This is a genomic window from Deinococcus sp. JMULE3, from assembly GCF_013337115.1.
GTDB lineage: Bacteria > Deinococcota > Deinococci > Deinococcales > Deinococcaceae > Deinococcus.
Genome location: NZ_SGWE01000004.1, coordinates 1133688 through 1154499, shown reverse-complemented (window position 1 = coordinate 1154499; position 20812 = coordinate 1133688). Strand labels below are relative to the sequence as shown.

The 20812-nt window shown below is 72.4% G+C and carries 20 protein-coding genes and 1 pseudogene; 8 read left to right on the top strand and 13 right to left on the bottom strand.

Annotated elements, in window-relative coordinates; translation table 11 throughout:
• Positions 1 to 119: 119 nt before the first annotated feature.
• Positions 120 to 1403 (bottom strand): UDP-N-acetylglucosamine 1-carboxyvinyltransferase, encoded by a 1284-nt coding sequence (gene murA, locus EXW95_RS08520; RefSeq protein ID WP_174367083.1) that lies wholly within the window; start codon positions 1401 to 1403, stop codon positions 120 to 122.
• A gap of 278 nt (positions 1404 to 1681) precedes the next feature.
• Here murA and EXW95_RS08515 point away from each other — a divergent pair, with 278 nt between their 5' ends.
• The gene (locus EXW95_RS08515) at positions 1682 to 1906 is read left to right on the top strand and encodes a transcriptional regulator (RefSeq protein WP_174367082.1); all 225 of its coding nucleotides are present in this window, start codon (positions 1682 to 1684) and stop codon (positions 1904 to 1906) included.
• 69 nt (positions 1907 to 1975) lie between these two features.
• On the opposite strand, the gene EXW95_RS08510 is transcribed toward EXW95_RS08515, so the two are convergent.
• The gene (locus EXW95_RS08510; RefSeq protein ID WP_174367081.1) at positions 1976 to 3028 is read right to left on the bottom strand and encodes a C40 family peptidase; all 1053 of its coding nucleotides are present in this window, start codon (positions 3026 to 3028) and stop codon (positions 1976 to 1978) included.
• Between the two features lie 189 nt (positions 3029 to 3217).
• On the opposite strand from EXW95_RS08510, the gene EXW95_RS08505 reads away from it, so the two are divergent.
• From EXW95_RS08505 to EXW95_RS08495, 3 genes are all read left to right on the top strand, one after another.
• Complete coding sequence (locus EXW95_RS08505; protein ID WP_174367080.1) at positions 3218 to 4501, top strand: MFS transporter; 1284 nt, start codon at positions 3218 to 3220, stop codon at positions 4499 to 4501.
• 89 nt (positions 4502 to 4590) lie between these two features.
• Positions 4591 to 5421, top strand: coding sequence for an aminoglycoside phosphotransferase family protein (locus tag EXW95_RS08500; RefSeq protein WP_174367079.1), 831 nt, complete (start codon positions 4591 to 4593; stop codon positions 5419 to 5421).
• 106 nt (positions 5422 to 5527) lie between these two features.
• Positions 5528 to 5686, top strand: a complete 159-nt coding sequence (locus EXW95_RS08495; RefSeq protein WP_174367078.1) for a hypothetical protein — start codon at positions 5528 to 5530, stop codon at positions 5684 to 5686.
• A 67-nt stretch (positions 5687 to 5753) separates the two neighbouring features.
• Here the strand turns inward: EXW95_RS08495 and EXW95_RS08490 are convergent.
• The 3 genes and pseudogenes from EXW95_RS08490 to EXW95_RS08480 form a co-directional block, all read right to left on the bottom strand.
• Positions 5754 to 7489 (bottom strand): annotated as a pseudogene (locus EXW95_RS08490) (SLC13 family permease).
• A 100-nt stretch (positions 7490 to 7589) separates the two neighbouring features.
• Positions 7590 to 8687: a [LysW]-lysine hydrolase gene (locus EXW95_RS08485; protein ID WP_174367077.1), complete on the bottom strand. Its 1098-nt coding sequence runs from the start codon at positions 8685 to 8687 to the stop codon at positions 7590 to 7592.
• Complete coding sequence (locus EXW95_RS08480; protein WP_174367076.1) at positions 8680 to 9699, bottom strand: hypothetical protein; 1020 nt, start codon at positions 9697 to 9699, stop codon at positions 8680 to 8682. The genes EXW95_RS08485 and EXW95_RS08480 overlap by 8 nt, the downstream gene beginning before the upstream one ends.
• 159 nt (positions 9700 to 9858) lie before the next feature.
• Here EXW95_RS08480 and EXW95_RS08475 point away from each other — a divergent pair, with 159 nt between their 5' ends.
• The 4 genes from EXW95_RS08475 to EXW95_RS08460 all read left to right on the top strand — a co-directional run bounded on the left by EXW95_RS08475 (position 9859) and on the right by EXW95_RS08460 (position 13140).
• The gene (locus EXW95_RS08475) at positions 9859 to 10116 is read left to right on the top strand and encodes a hypothetical protein (RefSeq protein ID WP_174367075.1); all 258 of its coding nucleotides are present in this window, start codon (positions 9859 to 9861) and stop codon (positions 10114 to 10116) included.
• Positions 10117 to 10264: 148 nt separating this feature from the next.
• Positions 10265 to 10762 carry a 5-(carboxyamino)imidazole ribonucleotide mutase gene (gene purE, locus EXW95_RS08470; RefSeq protein WP_371810178.1) on the top strand — a complete coding sequence of 166 codons (498 nt, stop codon included), beginning with the start codon at positions 10265 to 10267 and terminating at the stop codon, positions 10760 to 10762.
• Positions 10759 to 11913, top strand: a complete 1155-nt coding sequence (purK, locus tag EXW95_RS08465) for a 5-(carboxyamino)imidazole ribonucleotide synthase (protein ID WP_174367074.1) — start codon at positions 10759 to 10761, stop codon at positions 11911 to 11913. The genes purE and purK overlap by 4 nt, the downstream gene beginning before the upstream one ends.
• A gap of 78 nt (positions 11914 to 11991) precedes the next feature.
• On the top strand, positions 11992 to 13140 hold the full coding sequence (locus EXW95_RS08460) for a VanW family protein (RefSeq protein ID WP_174367073.1): 1149 nt from the start codon (positions 11992 to 11994) through the stop codon (positions 13138 to 13140).
• Positions 13141 to 13199: 59 nt separating this feature from the next.
• On the opposite strand, the gene EXW95_RS08455 is transcribed toward EXW95_RS08460, so the two are convergent.
• From EXW95_RS08455 to EXW95_RS08425, 8 genes are all read right to left on the bottom strand, one after another.
• Entirely contained in the window at positions 13200 to 13784 is a 585-nt protein-coding gene (locus EXW95_RS08455) for an antibiotic biosynthesis monooxygenase (RefSeq protein WP_174367072.1), read from the bottom strand.
• Positions 13785 to 13917: 133 nt separating this feature from the next.
• Complete coding sequence (yedA, locus tag EXW95_RS08450; protein ID WP_371809977.1) at positions 13918 to 14817, bottom strand: drug/metabolite exporter YedA; 900 nt, start codon at positions 14815 to 14817, stop codon at positions 13918 to 13920.
• Positions 14814 to 16124 carry a histidinol dehydrogenase gene (gene hisD, locus EXW95_RS08445; RefSeq protein WP_174367071.1) on the bottom strand — a complete coding sequence of 437 codons (1311 nt, stop codon included), beginning with the start codon at positions 16122 to 16124 and terminating at the stop codon, positions 14814 to 14816. Before hisD ends, yedA begins: the two co-directional genes overlap by 4 nt.
• A gap of 301 nt (positions 16125 to 16425) precedes the next feature.
• Entirely contained in the window at positions 16426 to 16944 is a 519-nt protein-coding gene (locus EXW95_RS08440; protein WP_371809976.1) for a hypothetical protein, read from the bottom strand.
• A 98-nt stretch (positions 16945 to 17042) separates the two neighbouring features.
• Entirely contained in the window at positions 17043 to 18218 is a 1176-nt protein-coding gene (locus tag EXW95_RS08435) for a phosphopentomutase (RefSeq protein WP_174367070.1), read from the bottom strand.
• Positions 18219 to 18423: 205 nt separating this feature from the next.
• Positions 18424 to 18765, bottom strand: coding sequence for a hypothetical protein (locus EXW95_RS20580; RefSeq protein ID WP_371810177.1), 342 nt, complete (start codon positions 18763 to 18765; stop codon positions 18424 to 18426).
• A 215-nt stretch (positions 18766 to 18980) separates the two neighbouring features.
• The gene (locus EXW95_RS21320) at positions 18981 to 19352 is read right to left on the bottom strand and encodes a hypothetical protein (protein WP_371809975.1); all 372 of its coding nucleotides are present in this window, start codon (positions 19350 to 19352) and stop codon (positions 18981 to 18983) included.
• A complete protein-coding gene (locus tag EXW95_RS08425; RefSeq protein ID WP_174367068.1) occupies positions 19265 to 20755 on the bottom strand; it encodes a hypothetical protein in 1491 nt (496 codons plus the stop codon). Before EXW95_RS08425 ends, EXW95_RS21320 begins: the two co-directional genes overlap by 88 nt.
• Positions 20756 to 20812 lie beyond the last annotated feature (57 nt).

Below are 20812 nucleotides of genomic sequence, written 5' to 3'. Positions count from 1 at the left end.
GGTCGGCTTGACTTGGCCGGGTCCGCCGCGCACACGCTGTTGACCATCGACCATCGACCATCGACCATCAACGGAGAACGCCGCCCCGGCTGACCTGAGGCGGCGTTCTCCGTCGAGACTCAGTCGGCGGCGGGGACGAGTTCCGTCTCGCGCTGGGTGACGTTCGCCCCGAGGCCCTGGAGGCGTTCGGCGAGGCGTTCGTAGCCGCGGTTGAGGTACTGCACGCCGTCGATGACGGTGTCGCCGTCGCAGGTGAGGCCCGCGATGAACAGCGCCGCGCCGGCGCGCAGGTCGGCGGCCTTCACGGGCGCGGAACGCAGCGCGCCGCCCTGGATGATCTGCGTGTACCCGCTGACGGTGATGGTGGCGCCCATGCGGTGCAGTTCCGCGACGTGCGTCAGGCGGTCGGGGTACACGGGGTCCTGCACGACGCTGGTGCCGGGAATCGTGGCGAGCAGCGCGCTCATCTGGGGTTGCAGGTCGGTGGGGAAGCCCGGGTAGCTCTGGGTGGTGATGTTCACGGGCTTCAGCTCGCGGTCCGTGGCGTCCACGGTGACGCTCAGGCCGTCCTCGGTGACGTCCACGCCGATCTCGTGCAGTTTGCCGATCACGGCGCGCAGGTGGTCGGTGCGGACGTTGTTCACGGTGAAGCGGCTGCGGGTCGCGGCGGCCAGCAGCATGAACGTCCCGGCCTCGATGCGGTCGGGAATGACGCGGTACTCCCCGCCGCGCAGCGCCGCGACGCCCCGGATGGTCAGGGTGTGCGTGCCCGCGCCCTGGATGTCGGCGCCCAGGTGGTTCAGGAACTCGATGAGTTCCACGACGTCCGTGTCGATGCTGGCGTTCTCCAGCGTGACCACGCCGTCGCCGAGCGTGGCGGCCAGGATGGCGTTGTGCGTGCCGCCCACGGTCAGCAGTTCGAAGATGAACTGCCCGTTCAGGCTGCCGCTGCGCTGGGCGCTGAAGTTGCCGTTGTCCTCGGTGACGTCCACGCCCAGGGCGCGCAGGGCCTTGACGTGCTGGTCGACCGGGCGGGGCCCCCAGGCGCAGCCGCCGGGCATGGACACGGTGGCCTGCCCGGTGCGGGCCAGGATGGCGCCCATGACGATGAAGCTGGCGCGCATCTTGCTGACCAGCGCGTAGGGCGCGTCGGTGTTCAGGATCTCCGGGGTGTGCAGTTCCAGGCTGTTCTCGCCCACCCAGGCGTGCTGGGTGCCCAGGTGCGCCATCAGGTCGAGGATGGTGCGGACGTCGCTCAGGCGGGGGATGCCGTGCAGCGTGACCTTCTCGCGGGTCAGCAGGGTGGCGACGATGACGGGCAGAGCGGCGTTCTTGCTGCCCTGAACGGTGATCTGGCCGCTGAGGGGGCGGCCGCCCTGGACATGCAGTGGGGTCAGGTGCATCGGGTTCCTTTCAGCAGGCGGGCCGCGCAGGGCGCGCCGTGGGGGTCAGTGGAGTGTGCCGGACAGCGCGCGGCATGGGTGCATGTTACACATCTTGCTCAACGGCCGTCCACACTGACCATACAGGCCCTTCGTCACGTGCGGATGAGCTGACCTGAGACCAAACCACCACATCCAGCTCATGTTGTTGACGTGCAAGGCGCGTGGTAGGCTGCCCGCACGGACCCCGGCCAGCCCGGCGCCTCTGCGGCGCGGCGCGGCCCCGTTTCAGGAGAGGCATGCCCAAGAAGGAACGCAAACGGCTCCAGGTGGTGATCAGCGACGAGCAGGACGCCCTGCTGACCCGCACCGCCTACGAACTGTCCAGCCCCGAACGCCTGATCAGCAAGAGCGAGGTCGTGCGTCTCGCCATCGAGAAGATCGCGCGTGAACTCGGCGAGGGCGAGAACCTCGAACAGTACCGCTCCATCCTCGACCACGACTCCGTCGCCGACGAGGGCTGAACCACGGCGCCACGGCCCCACCGATGTCGTTGCGGTGGGGCCGCGCCACATCGCGGAAAGGAGCGCCGCTCAGCGGCCGGAGGCCAGCGCGGTCACGCCCAGCACGCGCCGCGCCCCCACGAAACGCGGCCCCCAGTACCGGTCCGCGCGCAGGCGGTCCACCGTCACGCGCCCCTGGTACGAGTTCGCGCTGATGAACTGGTCCTCACCCAAGTAGATCCCGACGTGCGACACGCGCCCCGAACCTTCCGTGTCGAAGAACACCAGGTCGCCCGCCTCCAGCGCCCCCGGCGCGACCGACTGCCCCGCTCGGGCCTGCTCGGCGCTCGTGCGGGGCAGCGTCACGCCCAGCGGCGTGAACACCTGCAGCACCAGCCCACTGCAGTCCGTCCCGGTGCGGTTCGCCCCGCCGAACACGTACGGGGTGTTCAGCAGGCTCAGCGCGGCGGTTCGCCAGTCGCCCGTCAGTGGCGTCTGGGCGCTCACCGGCAGCGTGGGGGTCACCAGCGTGGGCGCGAGGCTGCCCGTCACGGGCGGACCTGCGGGGGTGCCCGTGGACGGTGGGCGCGGCATCGGTCCCACCGGCTGGAGGACCGGGGCGGTCTGCGCGGGCGTCAGCGGCTGGAAGGGAGACGCGCCCGGCGCGGCCGGAACCGCGACCGGCGTGCGGGTGGGCGCAGACTGCGCCTGCACGGCCGGGGTGACGACCGTGCCCGCCGGGAGGGTCAGGACCTGCCCGACCTTCAGCACCGTCCCTGCCGGGAGGGCGCTGGCGGTCAGCAGGGCGTCCACGCTGACGCCGAAGCGGCGTGCCAGGGCGTACAGCGTGTCGCCGGGCTGCACGGCGTACGTGACGGGCAGGACCCGCAGGCGCAGCACCTGCCCCACCCGCAGGTCCGCGCTGCTCAGGCCGTTCAGGGCCAGCAGGTCCGCGACGCTCAGGCCCGCGCGCCGCGCGAGGCTGAACGCCGTGTCGCCGGGCTGCACCGTGACCGTGTCCAGGCCGCCGGTCACGCCCACGGGCGCCGAGGTGGCGTCCGTGAAGACCGCCTGAGCGTCCGCGCCGCCCACGAGGAGCGCGCCGAGCAGCAGACACAGGGGCAGGAGTCGGGAATCAGGCATCAGAAAACGGGCATCAGGAAACGGGAGAGCAGCGTGAGAAGCCGGTGAAGGAGCTGTGGATCACCGCGCACCGTAACACGCGCCCCCGGCCGCCGCAACACCACCCCCACCGGTCCCCCGGCGCGGGCACGGTCCTGCCAGTGGGAACGCCCACAGGGCCGCCACGGCAAGCGGGCGTATGGTGGGCGGGTGATCGCCCGCACCCAGGCGTGGGGCACGCGCACCTTCAGCGCCCTGCGACACCCCCACTACCGCCGCTACTGGTTCTCGCAGCTGCTCTCACTGGTCGGCTCGTGGATGCAGGCCACCGCGCAGCAGTACCTCGTGCTGGAACTCTCGGGCGGCAGCAGCGCCGCGCTGGGCTGGGTGACAGTCGCGCAGTTCATGCCCAGCCTGCTGCTCTCGCTGTTCGCCGGGGCCGTGATCGACCGCGTCCCGCGCCGCCGGGTGCTGCTCGCCACGCAACTGACCCTGCTGGCGACCGCCACCGCGCTGGCCGTCACCACGCACCTGGGCGTCGTCACCCTGCCGCTCGTCATGCTGATCGCGTTCGTCAGCGGCACCGCGAACGCCTTCGACATGCCCGCCCGCCAGAGCATGGTCGTGGACTTCGTGCCCCGCAGCGACGTCCCGAACGCCGTCGCGCTGAACAGCCTGTCGTTCAACGTCAGCCGCACCCTGGGGCAGGCGCTGTTCGGCGTGGTCGCCGCGCTGGGCGTCACGCTGCTCGCCGGCGGGAACGCCGAGAACATCTCACGACTGGCGCTGCCGTTCTACCTGAACGTCGCGTCGTTCTTCGTGGTGCTGTACGTGATCGCCACGCTGCCCTTCCCGGCCCGCGACTTCGGGCCGCGCGGCAGCATGCTCGGCGACGTGAAAGAAGGCCTGCGCTACGTGCGCGCCACGCCCGCCGTGCGCAACGTCATGCTGCTCGTCGGGGCGCTCAGCCTCACCATCATCAATTTCAACGTGATCATCCCCTACTACGCCCGCGTGGTGTTCGGCGCGCGCGAGGCGACCTTCGGTGCGCTGTCCGCCGCGTTCGGCATCGGCGCCATGGCCGGAGCACTCTGGCAGGCCAGCCGCCCCAACCCGCTGCGGAACCTGCGCCTCGGCGCGCTCATCCTGATCGCCAGTGCCGTCCTGCTGGCCCTCACCCCCGGCCCCACCCTGGCCTTCCCGGTGCTCGCCGCGTGCGGCTTCGGCATGCTCAGCCTGCTCGTCAGCGCCAACAGCACCGTGCAACTCACCATCCCCGACGCGCTGCGCGGCCGCGTCATGAGCCTGTACTCCTTCGTGCTCGTCGGCATGGGCCCCCCCGGCGCCCTGATCGCCAGCACCCTGATCAGCCGCGACTGGATCCTCGGCCCCCGCGCGGGCCTGATCACCCTGGCCGCCCTGGGATCGGTCGCCGTGATGCTCCTCTGGACGCGCCTGCCCCGCCAGCTCGACAAACCGGCCGGGGACGACTGAGACGGACTCCGACTTGAATTGAAGGGCGAAGGTGAGAGGGGAGCTGATAGGCCAATGCGCCCCGGACCTCACGCCGGATACAACTGGGTATGAACGTCCACACCGCCGCGCGACTGGCCGGAGTGGTCCTGGCGACGCCCCTTCACGGTTACCGGGTCCTGGTGTCGCGACTTGACCGACTGGTGATCCAGGTGACCACACCCAAAGGCCGGTTCGTCCTCAAACTGGAGGAGGCCGGAGATGGCCTGACTCGCGAGGTGGCCGCGCGGACGTTCCTGCGGGCGCGCGGCTTTCCCGTGGCGGCGCCCGTGGCCCGTGGCACGGACGGCTGGGAATGGCTGCTGCTGCCGTGGGTGGACGGGCTGCCCCTGACGGGTGAGAGTCCCCTGGCGGCCCAGCAGGCTGCAGGTGCGCTGCTTGCCCGGCTGCATGCCGTGCCCGGCGAGCGGCCCCCACCGCAGCAGCAGACCTGGGACGCCTGGATGCTCGGCTGGCTGCGGCACGCCCTGACGTACTGGCTGGGCACCGGGCGGGCCCCGCCGGACGCCGCCGGACGGCTGAGCCGCTGGTGGCGGACCGTCGAGCCGCTGCTGGCTTCACGGGGGCGACAGGTCATCCTGTTCGACGGAAAGCCCGAGCACCTGCTGGTGACAGCCGACGGGCAGGTCGCGCTGATCGACGTGGAGGACCTCCGCTCGGGTGACGGACTGATGGATCTCGCCGTGATCGCCCTGCACGAGCCCGCCACGCTGCCAGGCGTGCTGGCCGGATACTCGACTCTGGATGAGCAGCAGAACACGCTGGTGGCGTTCTACACCCTGCTGCGCGCCCTCGCGGCGGCCGAATGGGACGAGACCCAGTTCGGGGGACGGCAACGGGACCGCTTTCTTCAGGTGGCGGAACAGTCCCTTCCCGCGTGAGCACCGGCCATTCTGCCCGCGCCTGCCAGCGGAGGTCCGTCCGCTCACGCGGAACCCTGAACGCGGTGTAAGGACCGCGTGCGTGGCAGGCTGGTATCCTGCGCGCATGGCTTCAGACCGCAATCCTGAGACGTCGCACGCGCTGACCTGGGCGCTGATCGTGATTGCCCTGGGCGCGATCATCGGGATTGGCACCGCCGCCGCGCTGCTGGCCCGCAAGGACCGCCCGCTGCCCGACGATCCCGACGCGCCACTGTTCATCTGAGCGATTCCAGCTGAACCGCGGGGCACCCCTCTGAACCGAGGTGGTGCCCCGCTGGCATTCACTTGTCCTAGAACGGCCAGATGCGCGGGATGATCAGCAGCGACACCACGAAGGTCAGCAGGGTCAGGCCCGCGCCGACCCGCACGAAATCCAGGAACGTGTAGCGGCCCGGGCCGTACACGAGCATGCAGGACGGCTCCAGCGGCGTGATGAAGGAGTTGCTGGCCGCGACCGTGATCCCGATGATGAACGGCCGGGGGTCGTACCCCAGCGCCTTGGCAGTGCCGATGGCGAGGGGCAGCATGACGAGCGCCGCCGCCTGGTTGCTCATGGGTTGCGTCAGGGCGACCGTCACCACGAACAGCGCCGCGAGCAGCCCGTACGGCCCGAGGGGTTCCAGCACGCCAGACAGCGCGCCGGTCAGGACCTTCGCGGCGCCGGTCGCCTCGAACGCCGCGCCGAAGGCCAGCATGCAGGCCACCAGCACGATGACCGGCCACTCGACCGCGCCGTACGCCTCCTCGGGGTGATCAGGCGCAGCGCGAGACTCAGCGCGACGGCCACGACGACCGCCACGCCCAGCGGCACGATGCCCAGGCCGCCCAGCAGCACGGCGCCCGCGAACAGCAGCACGGCCAGCGGGGCGCGCTTGAGGTCGCTCTGGCGTTCGGTCAGGTCGCCCAGCACGACCAGATGGTCGCCCAGCGCGTCGATGCGTTCGGCGCCGCCCTGCACGAGCAGTACGTCCCCGACCTGCACCCGCAGGCGGCCCAGCCGCTCGACCTGCCGGGCGCGGCGGTGCAGCGCCAGTACGGACGCGCCGTAGCGTTCGCGGAACCGCGCCTCGCGCAGGGTGCGGCCCAGCAGAGGCGAGCCGGGCATGACGACCACCTCGACCAGCCGCACGTCCCCGCCGGTCTGGAGTTTCTGCTCGCTCTTGCTGACGATGCCCAGCGTGTTCTTCCCGGCCAGGATGCGCTCGGTGGGACCCTCGACGGTCAGGGTGTCGCCCTCCAGCAGCCGGAACCCGGCGGGCGGGGCGTACACGGTGTCCTCGCCCCGGCGGACCGCCACGACGGTCAGGCCGTGGTCGCGGCCCAGGCCGCTCTCGCGCAGGGTGACGCCCTCCAGTGCGCTGCCGGGCGCAACCGTCAGGTCCGCGAGGTACGCGCGCAGCGAGTCCTCCAGCTGCGCGTCCCGCGCGGGCAGCAGGCGCGGCGCGACGAAGAACAGGTATGCCAGCCCCACGATCGCCACCGGGACGCCCACCCAGGCCAGTTCGAAGAACCCCAGCGGTTTCTGCCCTGTCGCGGGCAGCGCCCCCGACACGACGAGGTTCGTGCTCGTGCCGATCAGGGTGATCGTGCCGCCCAGGATGCTCGCGAACGCCAGTGGCATCAGCGCGCGACTGGCGGGAATGCCCGCGCGGCGCGCCATGCCCGCCACGACCGGCAGGAACACGGCGGTCGTGGCGGTGTTGCTCGTGAAGGCGCTGACGCCCGCCACGGTCCCCAGCAGCGCCCGCAGCGTCCCCGTCGCGCTGCGCGAGCGGCGGGCCAGCGCCGCGCCGATCCACTCGATCACTCCGGCGCGCAGCAGCACCCGCGTCAGGATGAACAGCGACGCCAGCGTCAGCACCGTGTCGCTGCCGAAGCCCGCGAAGGCCTCCCGGGGCTTCAGCAGGCCGAACAGCAGCAGCGCCGAGAGCAGCCCCAGCGCCGTGACGTCCACTGGCAGCCACTCGGTGGCGAACAGCACCAGCGCCACCACGAACAGGATCAGGATGAGCGTGACGGGGTCCACGTCAGCGCCCCCGCGGGCGGGACGGGCGGGGCAGGCAGGGCAGAGGGGTCATTGCCCCCGATCATGCGGGCCGCGCCGGGTGGCCCGCATGAAGGTCTCTTTAATCCGCCTTGGCCGCGCCCAGCGCCAGCCGCGTCAGCGCGCCGCGCAGGACCGCCACCGCGCGGTCGAACTCGGCCAGGTCCAGCCGCTCCTCGGGCGTGTGATCCAGCGCGCTGTCGCCCGGGCCGTACGCCAGGGTCGGGACGGGCCAGTGGGCGGCGACCACGTTCATGTCGCTCGTGCCGGTCTTCACCTTGAACACCGGACTCCCGCCCTGCTCGCGGATCGCCACGCGGAACGCCCGCGTCAGCGCGTTGTCCTTCGGGTGCCGCACCGCCGTCTCGTGCCCCACGAAGGTCAGCTCCAGGCCCGCCAGGTCGGCCAGCGCCGCGCGGATCGCGGCTTCCGCCTGCGCGGGCGAGACGCTGACCGGCAGGCGCAGCCCGAAGGTGCCCCACGCCCGCTGGTGCAGCCCGTCCGTGCCCGCCCCCAGGTCCTGAATGGTGGCCTGCACGCCGCCGAACACGCCGCCCGGCTCCCCGGCCCCCGCCGCCCAGGCGCGCACGCGGAACCACGCCTCGGTCAGGTCGTCCCCGGCGCTGCTGCCGTCCCCGGCGGTGTGGAAGTTCTCCTTGACCGCCTGCGCTTTCACGACCAGCCGCCCCTTGTACCCCAGGGTCAGGCCTTCCCAGGCGCTCGGCTCGCCGATCAGGACCACGTCCGGCTGCATCACGGTGCGGATGTGCCGCGCGCCCCGGCTGCTGGGCGCCTCCTCCTCGGTCGCGCCGATCACCACGAAGCGCGCGGCCGCCAGCGCCTCGCCCGGCAGGGTCGCCACGGCCGCCATGAACGCGCACAGCGGCCCCTTGGCGTCCACGCTGCCGCGCCCGTGCAGCACGCCCGATTCGTCCACCCGCACCGGAATCTCGCCCGGCACGGTGTCCATGTGGCCCAGCAGCGCCACCGTCAGCGGCCCGCGCCCCCGCTCACCCACCGCGTTCCCGGCCTCGTCCACGCGGGCCTCGAAGCCACGCGCGGCCATCCAGTCCCGCAGGAACGCCGCGACCTCGCCCTCCTGCCCGGACAGCGAGGGAATCCCCACCGCGCGGATCAGCAGGTCACGGGCGTCCTGCACGGTCCCCGGCACGTCAGTCAACGTCCATCACTCCGGACCCGTCACCCACCGCGTGCGCGAGGCTCACCAGCAGGCGCGCGATCTCCGCGAGGCTCACCAGCGCGATCGTGCCCACGCCGCCCGCCAGCAGCGTCCACAGGCCCGCGTACCGCTCGCCGCCCGTGAACTGGAAGAACGCCAGCGCCACCGCGCCCAGGAACAGCACCACGCCCAGCACCCGCAGGCGACCCGGCAGGCCAGAGGCGAGGTCCGCCTGCCGCGCCAGGGCCGCCGCCGCGCCCGCCGAACCGCGCAGCGCCGGGGTCGCCGCAGCCGCCGGGACGGGCGAACTGGGGACCGGGCGGGGTTCGGGAGTCTTCGTCAGGTCCGGCCCCTTCGGTTCGGGCCGGTTGGGTGAGAACGCCGACGAGGAGATCACGACCGGCGTGGCCGCCGGACGCTCGTGCGCCGCGCTGGGCGCAGGCTCCGACACGGCGGGCGCGGGCGCCAGCGGGGCGGGCGCCGGGGCCGGGGCGGTTACGAACGTGGGGGCTGGTGCGGGGTCCAGTGCCGGAGTGGGCGCCGCTGTGGGAACAGGCGCAGTCGTGGGAACAGCAGCAGGTGTCGTGACCGGAGCAGCGGCGGGCGTGGGCACTGGTGCTGGCGTGGGGACTGGAGCGGGCGTGGGCGCCGGGGCGAAGGTCTTCGCGGCGCCCGCCTGCGGCAGCGGCGAGGCGGGCTGCTCCTTGGCGCGGGCGGTCGCGTCACGCACCCCGCCGAAGAAGGCCTGCACCGCGCCCGGATCGAAGCCCAGCAGGCTGGCGCTCAGCGCCGTCCCGGCGGGCGTCTCGACGCGCAGCGTGCCCTCCTGATCGCTGTGGATGCGGGTCAGGTCCCGCAGGGTCACGCGGCGCGTGCCGCCCGCATCCTGGAACAGCAGCGTCTCGGGCGTCAGGACGAACAGCGCGTCCTCGCGTTCCAGGGCACTCAGGGGGGCGTCGGTCAATCCAAGGTCACGCAGGGTCTGCGCGGCGCGGTCACTGGGGTGGGTCATGATCGGCTCCTTCCTCGGCGCCCGGAACGTCCGGCGCGCCTCACTGCGCCACAGCATAGCGGGCGCCGCCCGGGCCGGAGAAACCGCGTCTGCCAACGTGAAGGGACGCGCCCCGCACCTCTCACCCCGGCGCGTGCCCGCGCGGCCCAGACTGGAGGCATGACCGACAACAGGTACGGGGACGCGCCCCTGGGCAAGAGCGTCGAGGAGATCCAGCAGGAGAGCGGCAACGTCGTCAACAGCCCCGCCACAGGCGAGGCGCGCCGCGCCGAGGAGGCCCCGGTGGTGCCCGCACTGGTCACCGGGACGGGCAGTGGCGTGATCGCCGCCGTGCGCCCCGACGCACTGATCGAACCCGGCAGTGGCGCGGATGACGGACGCGACCACCAGAACCGCGACAGCAGCGAAGAGAGCTGAAGCCGGTCCTGCCAGCGCGGCCCGGGTCCATGCCTGGGCCGCGCCGCTTTTCTGGACGGCCCCGCCCGGCGTGGCAGGGGTCCCCGGTAAGCTGCGGGGCGTGACGAGTGCCGCCGACCCGACCCCCGTGACCGACGCCGCCCCCCGTGTGGGCGTGGTCATGGGCAGCCGCAGCGATTTCGAGACCATGCAGGGTGCGCTGGACGTCCTGCGTGACCTGGGCGTGGCGTACGAGGTGCGGGTGCTGTCCGCGCACCGCACCCCGGCGCTGCTGCCCACCTACGGTGCGCGCGCCGAGCGGCTGAACTTCACGTGCATCATCGCGGGGGCGGGCGGCGCGGCGCACCTGCCGGGCATGCTGGCGGCGTTCACGCGCGTGCCGGTGCTGGGCGTGCCCGTGCAGTCCCGCGCCCTGAGCGGGCAGGACAGCCTGCTGAGCATCGTGCAGATGCCCGCCGGGGTGCCCGTGGCGACCTTCGCGATCGGCGCGGCGGGCGCGAAGAACGCCGCGCTGTTCGCCGCCGCGATGCTCGCCACGACCGACGAGGCCGTGCGCGCCCGCCTGGACGCCTTCCGCGCCGCGCAGACGCAGAGCGTGCTGAATGAGCCCTTCTTCGACGGGCACCCGCAGGCGGGCGAGGCATGACCACACTGGGCACCACTGCCGGCACCACGCTGGGCCGCGAATTGACGCTGGGCATCCTGGGCGGCGGGCAGCTGGCGCAGATGCTCGCGCTGGCCGCGCTGCCGCTGGGCGTGCGCGTGACCGTGCTGGAACCCGACGCCCACGCCCCCGCGCGCCTGTGCGCCCGGCACCTGCACGCCCCGTACACCGACCCGGCCGGACTGGAGGAGCTGGCCGCGTGCGACGCGGTGACGCTGGAATTCGAGAACATTCCCGTCGAGGCGCTGGCCGCGCTGGAGGGCCGCGTCCCCGTGCGCCCGGCGGGGTCGCTGCTGGCGCGCAGCAAGCACCGCGCCCGCGAGAAGCAGGCCCTGCGCGAGGCCGGGGCCACCACCGCGCCCTTCGAGATCATCGAGGCCGAGGGGGACCTGGACGGCGCGCTGGCGCGGGTCGGGGGCCGGGGCATCCTGAAGACCAGTGAACTCGGGTACGACGGCAAGGGACAGGCCCGCGTGGGCAGCGACGCCGAGCTGCGCGCCGCCTGGGCCGACCTGAACCGCGTGCCGTGCGTGCTGGAGGGCTTCGTGCCCTTCGAGCGCGAGGTGAGCCTCGCGGTGGCGCGCACGCCGTCCGGGCAGGTGGCCTTCGGGCCGCTCGTGGAGAACGTCCACCGGGACGGCATCCTGCGGACCAGCGTGTACCCGGCGCAGGTGCCGCAGGGCACCGAGGTCCGCGCCCGTGACCTGGCCCGCGCCGTCGCGGATGCCTGGAGCCTGGAGGGTCTGATCACCCTGGAGTTCTTCCAGCTGCCCGGCGGGGACCTCCTGGTGAACGAGGTCGCGCCGCGCGTGCACAACAGCGGTCACCTCACGCAGGACGGCGGCGGCCTCAGCCAGTTCGAGGCGCAGGTGCGCGCCGTGCTGGGCCTCCCGCTGAGCGACTGGGCGCCACTGCACCCCACCGCCATGCTGAACGTCGTCGGCGTGGACGGCCCGGACGGGCAGGCCCTGGAACCCGACTGGGCCGCCATCGACGCGACGCCCGGCACGCGCGTGCACCTGTACCACAAGGCGCACCGGCACGGGCGCAAGGTCGGGCACGTGAACCTCGTCGCGCCAGACGCCGACTCCCTGCGCGCGCGGCTCGCGGCGCTGGACCCCCTGGTTCCCTAAGCGCACCGTAAAGGCAGGTCAGGGTTCCCGCAACCTCCGCTCACGGGCCGTCAGTCGCCCCTGCCTACGCTGAGAACTGTGAAGCGTCTCCTGACCACCCTGACCCTCGCCCTGGTCGCCTCGGCGCACGCCGCCGACTTCAAACTGATCCTGAAGGACGAGGTCAGCACCATCCGCAAGGGAGAGCTGAAGACCACGCCCATCGTGAAGTCCTGGGCCGTACCCGCCACCAGCGTCAAGGCCACCCAGAAGGTGAAGCGGCTGAGCACCACCATCACCCCCATCCTCGACCGGATGGAGAAGACCATCGACGCCCGCAAGCCCAAACCCGCCGTGTTCCGCAACGTGAACGGCAGCTGGGTCGCCACCGACCAGACCGGCTGGACCCTGGACCGCGCCGCCACCAAGGCCAACCTCCTGAAAGCCATCCTGAGCGGCAAGGACACCGCGCAGGTCGTCGTCAAGCGCGCCGTCCCCGACCGCAGCGTGAAACTCCTGGCCCAGCGGGGAGTCCTGTGGCATGTCGCGACCGGCACGAGCAACTACGCGGGCAGCCCCGACTTCCGCGAGAAGAACATCCTCGTCGGCGCCAGCAAACTCGACAACTTCTTCATCGCGCCCGGCCACGAATTCAACTTCAACGAGGAGATCGGCCAGATCGACGCCAGCACCGGCTTCGTGAAGGGCTTCGTGATCAGTGGCGGGACCCTGAGCAAGGAGGACGGCGGCGGCATCTGCCAGGTCAGCACCACCATCTTCCGCGCGCTGTACCAGGCGGGCCTGCCCATCACCGAGCGGCACGAGCACAGCCACCGCGTGAAGTACTACGACCCCGTCGGCTTCGAGGCCACCGTGTACGCCCCCAGCAAGAACCTGCGCATGAAGAACGACACCGGCAAGCACCTGTTCATCCAGGCCGCCTGGGACACCCGCGCCAAGACCCTGCGCTTCGACGTGTTCGGCGCGAACACCGGCCGCACCGTCAACATCAGCAAGCCCGTCATCACCGACTTCAAGGCCCCCGCCGACCCCAGCTACACCCCGGACGACCGCGTCGCCCCCGGCGGCCGCCGCCTGCTCGACACGCCCATGCAGGGCATGACCAGCGTCATCACCCGCACCGTCAAGGCTGGCGGGAAGGTCGTCAGCAAGGACACCCTTAAGAGCGTCTACAAACCCTGGGGCGCCGTTTACGGCGTGAACCCCAGGGACAAGCGCCTGAACTGAACCCGGCAAGCAAGGGCCCCACCTCCAGGTCAGAGGTGGGCCCTGTTCCGCAGCTGACCTTACTTGCCGCGCAGCCACGGCGTCGCCCAGCGTGTCACGGCGGGCATCACCAGATAGGTCATGAGCAGCACGACCACGATCATCTGCGGAATGGCGCGGATCGGCATCACGAGGTGACCCAGCCAGGGTTTCAGCGCCTCGCCGAACAGCCAGGACGTGCTGACGCTCACCGGGTACAGCGCCGCCAGGGTCAGCAGCGCCATCTTCCAGCGGGGCGGCTGACGCAGGGTCGCGGCGGCCGGCGGCGTGAACCAGAAGTCCAGGCCCGGCTGCTTCTCGAAACTGACGTGCTCGTCCACCAGCGGCGCGATGCGCTCCAGCCACGCGGCCCGCTCGGGGGACAGTTCCCACGCGGCGGCGCTGGTCAGCGTGTCGAAGCGGGCCAGCAGCGTGTACTCCTGCTCGCCCGGCGCGGGGCGGATCACGCCGGTGCCGCGGTGGCCGGGCAGGCGCGCCAGCAGCGCGTTCGCCTCGGCCAGCAGCGCCTCGTACGCGGCCTCCTGCCCGGGGCGGATGCGGCGGCGGACGACCAGACTGACCGGATCGCTGGGCTGATGCCCCTCGAACTGGAGCTGCTCGCTCATACGTCCTCCGATTGAACGGGGTGTGAACACTGTTCAATCCGAGCGGATGCGAGAAGGAGAAAAAAGGATTCCGGGCGTGGAATTGGCAACCCGGTGGTGTTCCGGGTTGTCGATGAAACAGACGGAATCCTTGTCATACGGCCTCCGCGTCCGGGACGCGGCGCGGCCACGCGACGAGCGCGACGCCCGTGAGGATCACGAGCAGCGCCGCCCAGCCCAGCGGGCCCAGCTGCTCGCCGCCGAAGCCGACGCCCAGCAGCACCGCCACGACCGGGTTCACGTACGCGTAGCTGGTCGCCAGGGCCGGGCGGGTGTGCGCCACGAGGTACATGTACGCGCTGTACGCCACGAGGCTCCCGAACACCGTGAGGTACGCCAGTGCCCACAGGCTCGCGGCGCTGGGGGTGCCCCAGCGTTCGCCCATCAGGACGCTCAGGAGGAGCAGGACGCCGCCCCCGGCGAGCATCTCGGCCGCCGAGCCCATCAGCCCGCTGGGGAGGGGCAGGTGGCGGGACCACTGGCTGCCGAACGTCCAGCACAGCGGTGCGAGGATCAGCAGCAGCGCCGCCAGCGGCGTGGCGTGCAGCTCCCCGACATTCAGCAGCGCGATGCCGATCAGGCCCACGCCGATGCCCAGCCACTCGCGCCCGCCGGTCTTCTCGCCCCACAGGCGCGCGAACAGCGCCGCGAACAGTGGCGACACCGCGATGACCATGGCGGCGACGCTGCTGCTCGCGTCCCGTTCGGCCAGCGTGACCAGCCCGGTGCCGCCGCCCAGCAACAGGGTGCCGACTAGGGCGCTGGACCGCCACTCGCGCGCGGTGGGGAGCGCCGCGCCCCGCAGGCGCAGCACGAGCAGCAGCAGCGCCCCGGCCACCATGAAGCGTGCCGCGAGCATGCCCAGCGGCGGCAGCGTCTCGATGGCGACCTTGATCCCGAAGTACGTGCTGCCCCACACGACGTACACCAGCCCCAGGCACAGCAGCACCAGCGGCGTCAGGCGCGCGGCGGGCGTGGCAGCGGCCGCACTCACGAGAGGCGGCTTTCGATCGCGCGGGCGTGCGCCTCGAGGCCCTCGGCGCGGGCCAGGGTCGCCCCGGCCGGGCCGATGCGGCGCAGCGCGCCCTCGTTCAGGCCCACCACCGAGATGATGTTCTGGAAGTCCCGCACGTTCACCGGGCTCATGAAGCGCGCCGTGCCGCCGGTCGGCATGACGTGACTGGGGCCCGCCACGTAGTCGCCCAGCGCCTCCATGCTCGCCTCTCCGACGAACACGCCCCCGGCGCGCTGCACGAGGCCCAGCAGACTCCACGGGTCGCGGGTCAGCAGGCACAGGTGCTCGGGCGCGTACAGGTTCGCCAGCTCCACGGCCTCCTCCAGCGTGCCGGCCAGGATGACCTTCATGCGGGCCTGCACGCTGTCGCGCGCCCAGCCCCGGTTCGGTTCCGGCAGGGCCTCCAGCTGCCCGTTGAGTTCCGCCTGCACCCGGATCAGCAGGTCGCGGCTGGTGGAGACGAGCACGGGTTCCGCGCCGTTGTGCTCCGCCTGCGCCAGCAGGTCGGCCGCCACGAAGCGCGGGTCGGCGCTGTCGTCCGCCACGACCAGCGTCTCGGTCGGGCCGGGGAGGCTCTCGATGCCGGTCTGGCCGTACACCATCCGCTTGGCGATCACCACGAACAGGTTGCCGGGACCCGCGACCTTGTCCACCGCGCCGATGCTCGCCGTGCCGTACGCCAGGGCCGCGATGGCCTGCGCGCCGCCCACCCGGAACACCTGCTCAAGGCCGAGTTCGCGCGCCGCGACGAGGATCGCCGGGTGCACGCTCCCGTCCCGCGCGGGCGGCGTGGTGACCACGATGTCCGGCACGCCCGCCACCTGCGCGGGCACCGCCGTGTGAATCAGCGTGCTGATCAGCGGGGCCAGCCCGCCCGGCACGTACACGCCCACCCGCCCCAGCGGGCGCACCAGCTGCCCCAGCGCGCCGTCCGGACCGTGGTTCAGGAACCCGTGCGCGGGCTGCTGCTCGTAGAAGGCCCGTACGCGCCGGATCGCCGTGAGGATCGCCTCGTGCAGGTCCGGGGCGACCTGCGCGGCGGCCAGTTCCGCCTCCGGCACGCGCAGGTCGGCGGGGCGGTGACCGTCCAGCCGCTCGGTCCAGTCGCGCAGCGCGTCGTCCCCGCGCGCGCGGACATCACTCAGGATGCGCTCGACGACCTGCGCGGGACTCAGCGCCTCGCCGAACGTCGCCTCGATACGCGCCAGGACGGCGTCGGGAACGGGAATCTCATTGAACGTCCGCGTCAGGGCGGACCGGGCCTCTTGGCCTTGCAGCACTTGCATCGTCACTCCAGGAAAACAGGGGAGAGGAGGGTGGGGGAAGCGGCGCCCCACACGCGGGGCGGGCCGGGGTCCATCGTGGCACCTGCCGCCCGGCGCGGCCCACCCACAGGTCTGGGCAGGCCGGACGGAAGGGACGGCTCAGGAGCGGGCTTCACACGCGAGTCACGGGATTTCATACCAGTCAGGGCTGCCCGGTGGCCCCCTCACCCTTCCGTCGCTCCGCTCCTCCCTCCCTCTCCCACGGGGGGAGAGGGGAAAACGGAAAGCGATCACGTGAGAATCGAGTCATGTTCATCCCGGCTCACACCCGGCGGCGGCGTTCGCGGCCATGCACGGTGCGGCGCGCGGCGGGCTGCGCGTTCGCCTCGACCGGACCGAAATCGGTCGGCTGGATCAGGCGCATCAGGCGGTGCGGCGCGTCCTGCTCGACGTACACGTAGGCGTTGCCGGGCCGCAGGAAGAACCCGCTGCACGGCATACCGTCCACCTCGGCGTCCGGGAGGCGCTGGATCAGCACGCGCCCGCCGGTCAGCTGGGCGTGCGTCCGCTCGGGGCCGCCGCCGTCCTGCGCGGTCAGCTGCCGCAGCCACAGCAGCAGACTGACCGGGTCGTGGTACTCGGTGGTCAGGGGTTGCGTGGCCTCGTCGCGGCCCTGGCGCAGCGTGATCAGGCCCGCGCGGCGGTCGAAGCTCACGTCGAAACCGGGGCGGCCCCGTCCGTCGCCCTCGGCGTACCCGAGGCTGGTCAGCAGGCGGGGGTGCATGCGGCTGGTCTGCACGCGCCGCACGCCGGGCAGCACCCCGCCGAAATCGGTCTGCACGCGCGCGACCAGGGCGCTGCGTTCGCCGTGCAGCGCCCACTGCTGCTCGCCCGCGTAGCGCCCGCCCAGCGACAGGGTGAGGCTGAACGCCTCGGGGGTCAGGTCAGCTGTGTCCAGAAGCTCTCACCCGGCCCGTCCCACGTCGCGCCGAGCGCCTCGGCGACGGTCGCGCCCACGTCCGCGAAGGTGGCGCGGTCGCCCAGGTTCACGCCCGCCGCGCCGCCTTTGTGCACGAGCAGCAGGCCGTGCTCGCGGGTGTGGTCCGAACCCTTCCAGGTGGGGTCGTTCCCGTGGTCGCTGATGATGATCAGCGCGCCGCCTTCGGGCACGGCGGCGATCAGCTCGGGCAGCGCCGCGTCGAACGCCGCGAGACACGCGCTGTACCCCTCGGGGTCGCGGCGGTGGCCGAACTTGCTGTCGAAATCCACGAGGTTCGTGAAGATGAGGCCCGAGGTGCCGTCCTGCGCGGCCTGTCGCATGCGGGCCAGGGTCTTGGCGATCCCGTCGGCGTTGTCGTCGGTGTGGATCTCCTCGGTGAAGCCCTGGTTCGCGTAGATGTCCGGGATCTTCCCGATGCCCACCACGGCCTGCCCGGTGGCCTTCACGGCGTCCAGCACCGTGGGCGGCGGCACGAGGCTGAAGTCCTTGCGGTGCTCGTTCGCCCGCTCGAACGGGAACTCGCCCCGGAACGGCCGGGCGATCACGCGCGCCACGGCGAACTCGCCCTGCAGGATCTCGCGGGCGGCGCGGCACCACGCGTACAGCGTCTCCAGCGGCACGACGTCCTCGTGCGCGGCGATCTGGAACACGCTGTCCGCGCTCGTGTACACGATGGGCGCGCCGGTCTGCATGTGCTCGGGGCCGAAGTCCCGGATGACGTCCGTGCCGCTGTACGGTTTGTTGCACAGGTGCCCGCGCCCGGTCGCCGCGTCGAAGCGGTCCATCACGGCGGGCGGGAAGCCGTCCGGGAACACCTGGAACGCGTGCTCCAGCTGGATGCCCATGAACTCCCAGTGGCCGGTGCTGGTGTCCTTGCCGGGGCTGACCTCGCGCAGGCGGCCGAAGGCACCGGCGGCCGGTCCGGCGGGCACGGTCGCGTCCCCGGTCTCGAGGGTGGGCACCTGCGCGAGGCCCAGCGCCGCCAGGTTCGGCAGGCGCACGGGCGCCGCCTTCAGGGTGTGGTTCAGGGTGTGCGCCCCGGCGTCCCCGAAGCTCGCGGCGTCGGGCAGTTCGCCCGCGCCCACGGAATCCAGCACGACAATCGTCAGCAACATGCCCCCAGTCTAGCCCCGCGTGCGCCTGCCCGCCGCGGACGGGCGCCTCATGCGGATTCCGTCTGTTTCGTTCACAGATCGGAACACCACCGATCTGCCAACTTCACGCCCGGAACCCGTTGTTCTCCTCCTCTGCTGCGCAGCTCTACGAGTCGCATCCGCTCGGATTGAACGGGCTTTGCAGCCCATTCAATCGGAGTCCGTATCAGCGGACGCTCACCTGGAAGCAGGCGGTGCCGCTCGCGCCCTGCGCCACGGTCCCCAGCGCCACGAGCAGCCCGCCCGCCTGACTGATCCGCCCGGCGTCCGCGTCGGCGGCGCTGCTGTACGTCACGGCCGCGCCGGACGCCGGGGTGAACTGCACGCCCAGGCCCGCCCCGTACGCGCCGGTCAGGACGGCCGTGTTCGCCGGGATGCTGTCCGTGAGGTTCACGCCGTTCAGCGGGCCGTCCCCGTCGTTCAGGTACGTCAGGCAGTACTCCAGGCGGTCGCCGGGGTACCCGCCGCCACTCGTGCCGAACGCCGTGGTCCGCGTGACGTTCCGCACGGCCTTCGTGACCTTCAGGCTGGGGAACAGCAGGCGGACGTCCTCGGCGGCGCTGCTGCTGCCCAGGTACGTGCCGGTCACGGCGTTCCCGGCGGCGTCCGTGGTGCTGGCGGTCGCGCTGTTCTGGAAGACCGTGCCCCGCAGCGCCGGGTCGGTGGGCGTCAGTGCGTCGAAGGTGACGTTCAGGGACTCGCCGTACCCCAGCCGGAAGGTCTTCAGGTCCAGCGCGGTCGCGGTGCTGGCGTCCGCGGTCGTGACCCGCGCCCCGCCGGGGTGACGACCGGCGCGCCGCTCAGCGTGAAGCCCGCCGGGAGGGTGTCCTGCACCCGCACGGTGCTGCTGGCCCCGCCCGAGTTCGTGACCGTGACGCTGTACGTGGCCTTCGCGCCGCGCCACACCGCGGGCGTGCTCGTGGACTTGCTGACGCTCAGGACCGGGCAGGCCGCGCCCTCGCGGGTGCCGGGCAGGCCGATCAGGCTGCCGCCGGGAATGGTGCCCGTCACGCCCGGCTGCGCGCCGAACGCCACGACCGACGACGTGGTCGTGCCGTTCGCGCCGTTCGCGGCCGTGACGCTGGCCCCGGACACGTTCGTGTATACGATCCCGCCCCCGCCCCGCCGCCCGGTCCGTGCGCGTTCACGTTGTTCGCCCCGGCGGCCTGCGCGGGCCACGCGTTCCCGCCGTTTCCGCCGCTGGCCGTGACGGTCAGGCCGCTCAGGGTGCCGCTGCCGGTCATGACGATCACCGTGCCGCCCGCCCCGCCACCCCCGGCGCCGTCGTTGTCGGCCCCCAGTCCCGCCGCGCCGTTCGCGCTGACGGTCCCGTTGCCGCTGCTCTGCCCGGCGCGGATGATCACGATCCCGCCGCCAGCGCCGCCGCTGCCCTGCACGCCGCTGCCGTTGTTGCGCGACCCGCTGCCGCCCCCGCCGCCCAGGAACAGGGCGCTCAGGCTGGCTGGCGCGGCCTTCCCGCCGAACCCGCCGGTGGCGAGGTTGCTGCTCCAGCTGTTGCCGCCCAGCCCGCCGCCCCCGCCGTTGCCGCCGCCGCCCCCGCCACTGTTCTGCGAGTTGACGTTCACGGCGCCGTCGGTGCCGCCGCCGCCCGCGTTGCCGGGCGCGCCGCGTGCGCGGCTGCCGTTCGGGTATCCCTCGGCGCCCGTATCCAGCAGCGTGGACGTCACGGGGTTCAGGACGAAGCGCGGCGTGCCCGCCAGACCCTCGCCCTTGTTGCCGTGCACGGCCCCGGCGGTCACGTTGCGGTAGTCCGCGTTGCTGTACCCGGTCGCGGTCCCCACCCCGCCCAGGCCCTGCCCCGCCCCACCACGGAAGCCCAGGGCGTTCACGTTCACGCCCCCCCCGTTCCAGTTCAGGGTGCCGGTCACGTCCAGCACGACCACGCCGCCGTCCGTGCCGTCCCAGGGCTCGGCGGTGACGGGCGCGGCGCCCAGCGTCAGGTTGCCGTACTGCGGCACGCGGATCACCTGATACCGCGCGGCGCCCTGCGTGGCGGTCGCGGCGCGGCTGACGTACGTGTTCACCAGTCCGCCGCCCGCGCCCTGCCCGCGCACCGTGACGCTGCCCGCGCCGGTCACGGCGGTGACGGTCACGAACTCGTAGCGTCCGGCGTACAGGTTGCTGCTCAGCTGCCCACTGGCCGCGCCGCCCGCCACGCCGTCCCCGTAGCTGTCGGTGTTCGTCGCGTTGAGGTCCGCGCCCTGCATCTGCATGAGCAGCAGCAGGTCCCCGGCGGCGACGGGCTGCGCCGCGCCCCGGCGGACCGTGCCGAACGTGACGGTGGTCGTCCCGGCGTTCAGGGTGGTGTCGGCGCCCGGTCCGGGGAAGTAGGTGTTCACGACCCCGGTCAGCCCACTGACGTTCCCGCTCGCGGCGGGCTGGGCGCAGACGGTCTGGGCGGCGGCAGGCAGGCTGAGACTGAGCATCAGGCTGGGGAGCAGGCTGGGCAGGAGGCGGGCGAGTCGGGCGCGTGTCATGGAAGTCTCCGGTGAGTGTACGGGGTGTCGGGTAGCGGCGCTGCCGCTTCTGACGTG

What these genes read in the sequence shown, in the direction of transcription:
- EXW95_RS08495 (WP_174367078.1), top strand. Translation starts at nt 5,528, where the DNA reads ATGGCTTCAGACCGCAATCCTGAGACGTCGCACGCGCTGACCTGGGCG.
- EXW95_RS08475 (WP_174367075.1), top strand. Translation starts at nt 9,859, where the DNA reads ATGACCGACAACAGGTACGGGGACGCGCCCCTGGGCAAGAGCGTCGAG.
- EXW95_RS08435 (WP_174367070.1), bottom strand. Translation starts at nt 18,218, where the DNA reads ATGTTGCTGACGATTGTCGTGCTGGATTCCGTGGGCGCGGGCGAACTG.
- hisD (WP_174367071.1), bottom strand. Translation starts at nt 16,124, where the DNA reads ATGCAAGTGCTGCAAGGCCAAGAGGCCCGGTCCGCCCTGACGCGGACG.
- EXW95_RS08510 (WP_174367081.1), bottom strand. Translation starts at nt 3,028, where the DNA reads ATGCCTGATTCCCGACTCCTGCCCCTGTGTCTGCTGCTCGGCGCGCTC.
- murA (WP_174367083.1), bottom strand. Translation starts at nt 1,403, where the DNA reads ATGCACCTGACCCCACTGCATGTCCAGGGCGGCCGCCCCCTCAGCGGC.
- EXW95_RS08515 (WP_174367082.1), top strand. Translation starts at nt 1,682, where the DNA reads ATGCCCAAGAAGGAACGCAAACGGCTCCAGGTGGTGATCAGCGACGAG.
- purK (WP_174367074.1), top strand. Translation starts at nt 10,759, where the DNA reads ATGACCACACTGGGCACCACTGCCGGCACCACGCTGGGCCGCGAATTG.
- EXW95_RS08500 (WP_174367079.1), top strand. Translation starts at nt 4,591, where the DNA reads ATGAACGTCCACACCGCCGCGCGACTGGCCGGAGTGGTCCTGGCGACG.
- EXW95_RS08480 (WP_174367076.1), bottom strand. Translation starts at nt 9,699, where the DNA reads ATGACCCACCCCAGTGACCGCGCCGCGCAGACCCTGCGTGACCTTGGA.
- EXW95_RS08455 (WP_174367072.1), bottom strand. Translation starts at nt 13,784, where the DNA reads ATGAGCGAGCAGCTCCAGTTCGAGGGGCATCAGCCCAGCGATCCGGTC.
- EXW95_RS08425 (WP_174367068.1), bottom strand. Translation starts at nt 20,755, where the DNA reads ATGACACGCGCCCGACTCGCCCGCCTCCTGCCCAGCCTGCTCCCCAGC.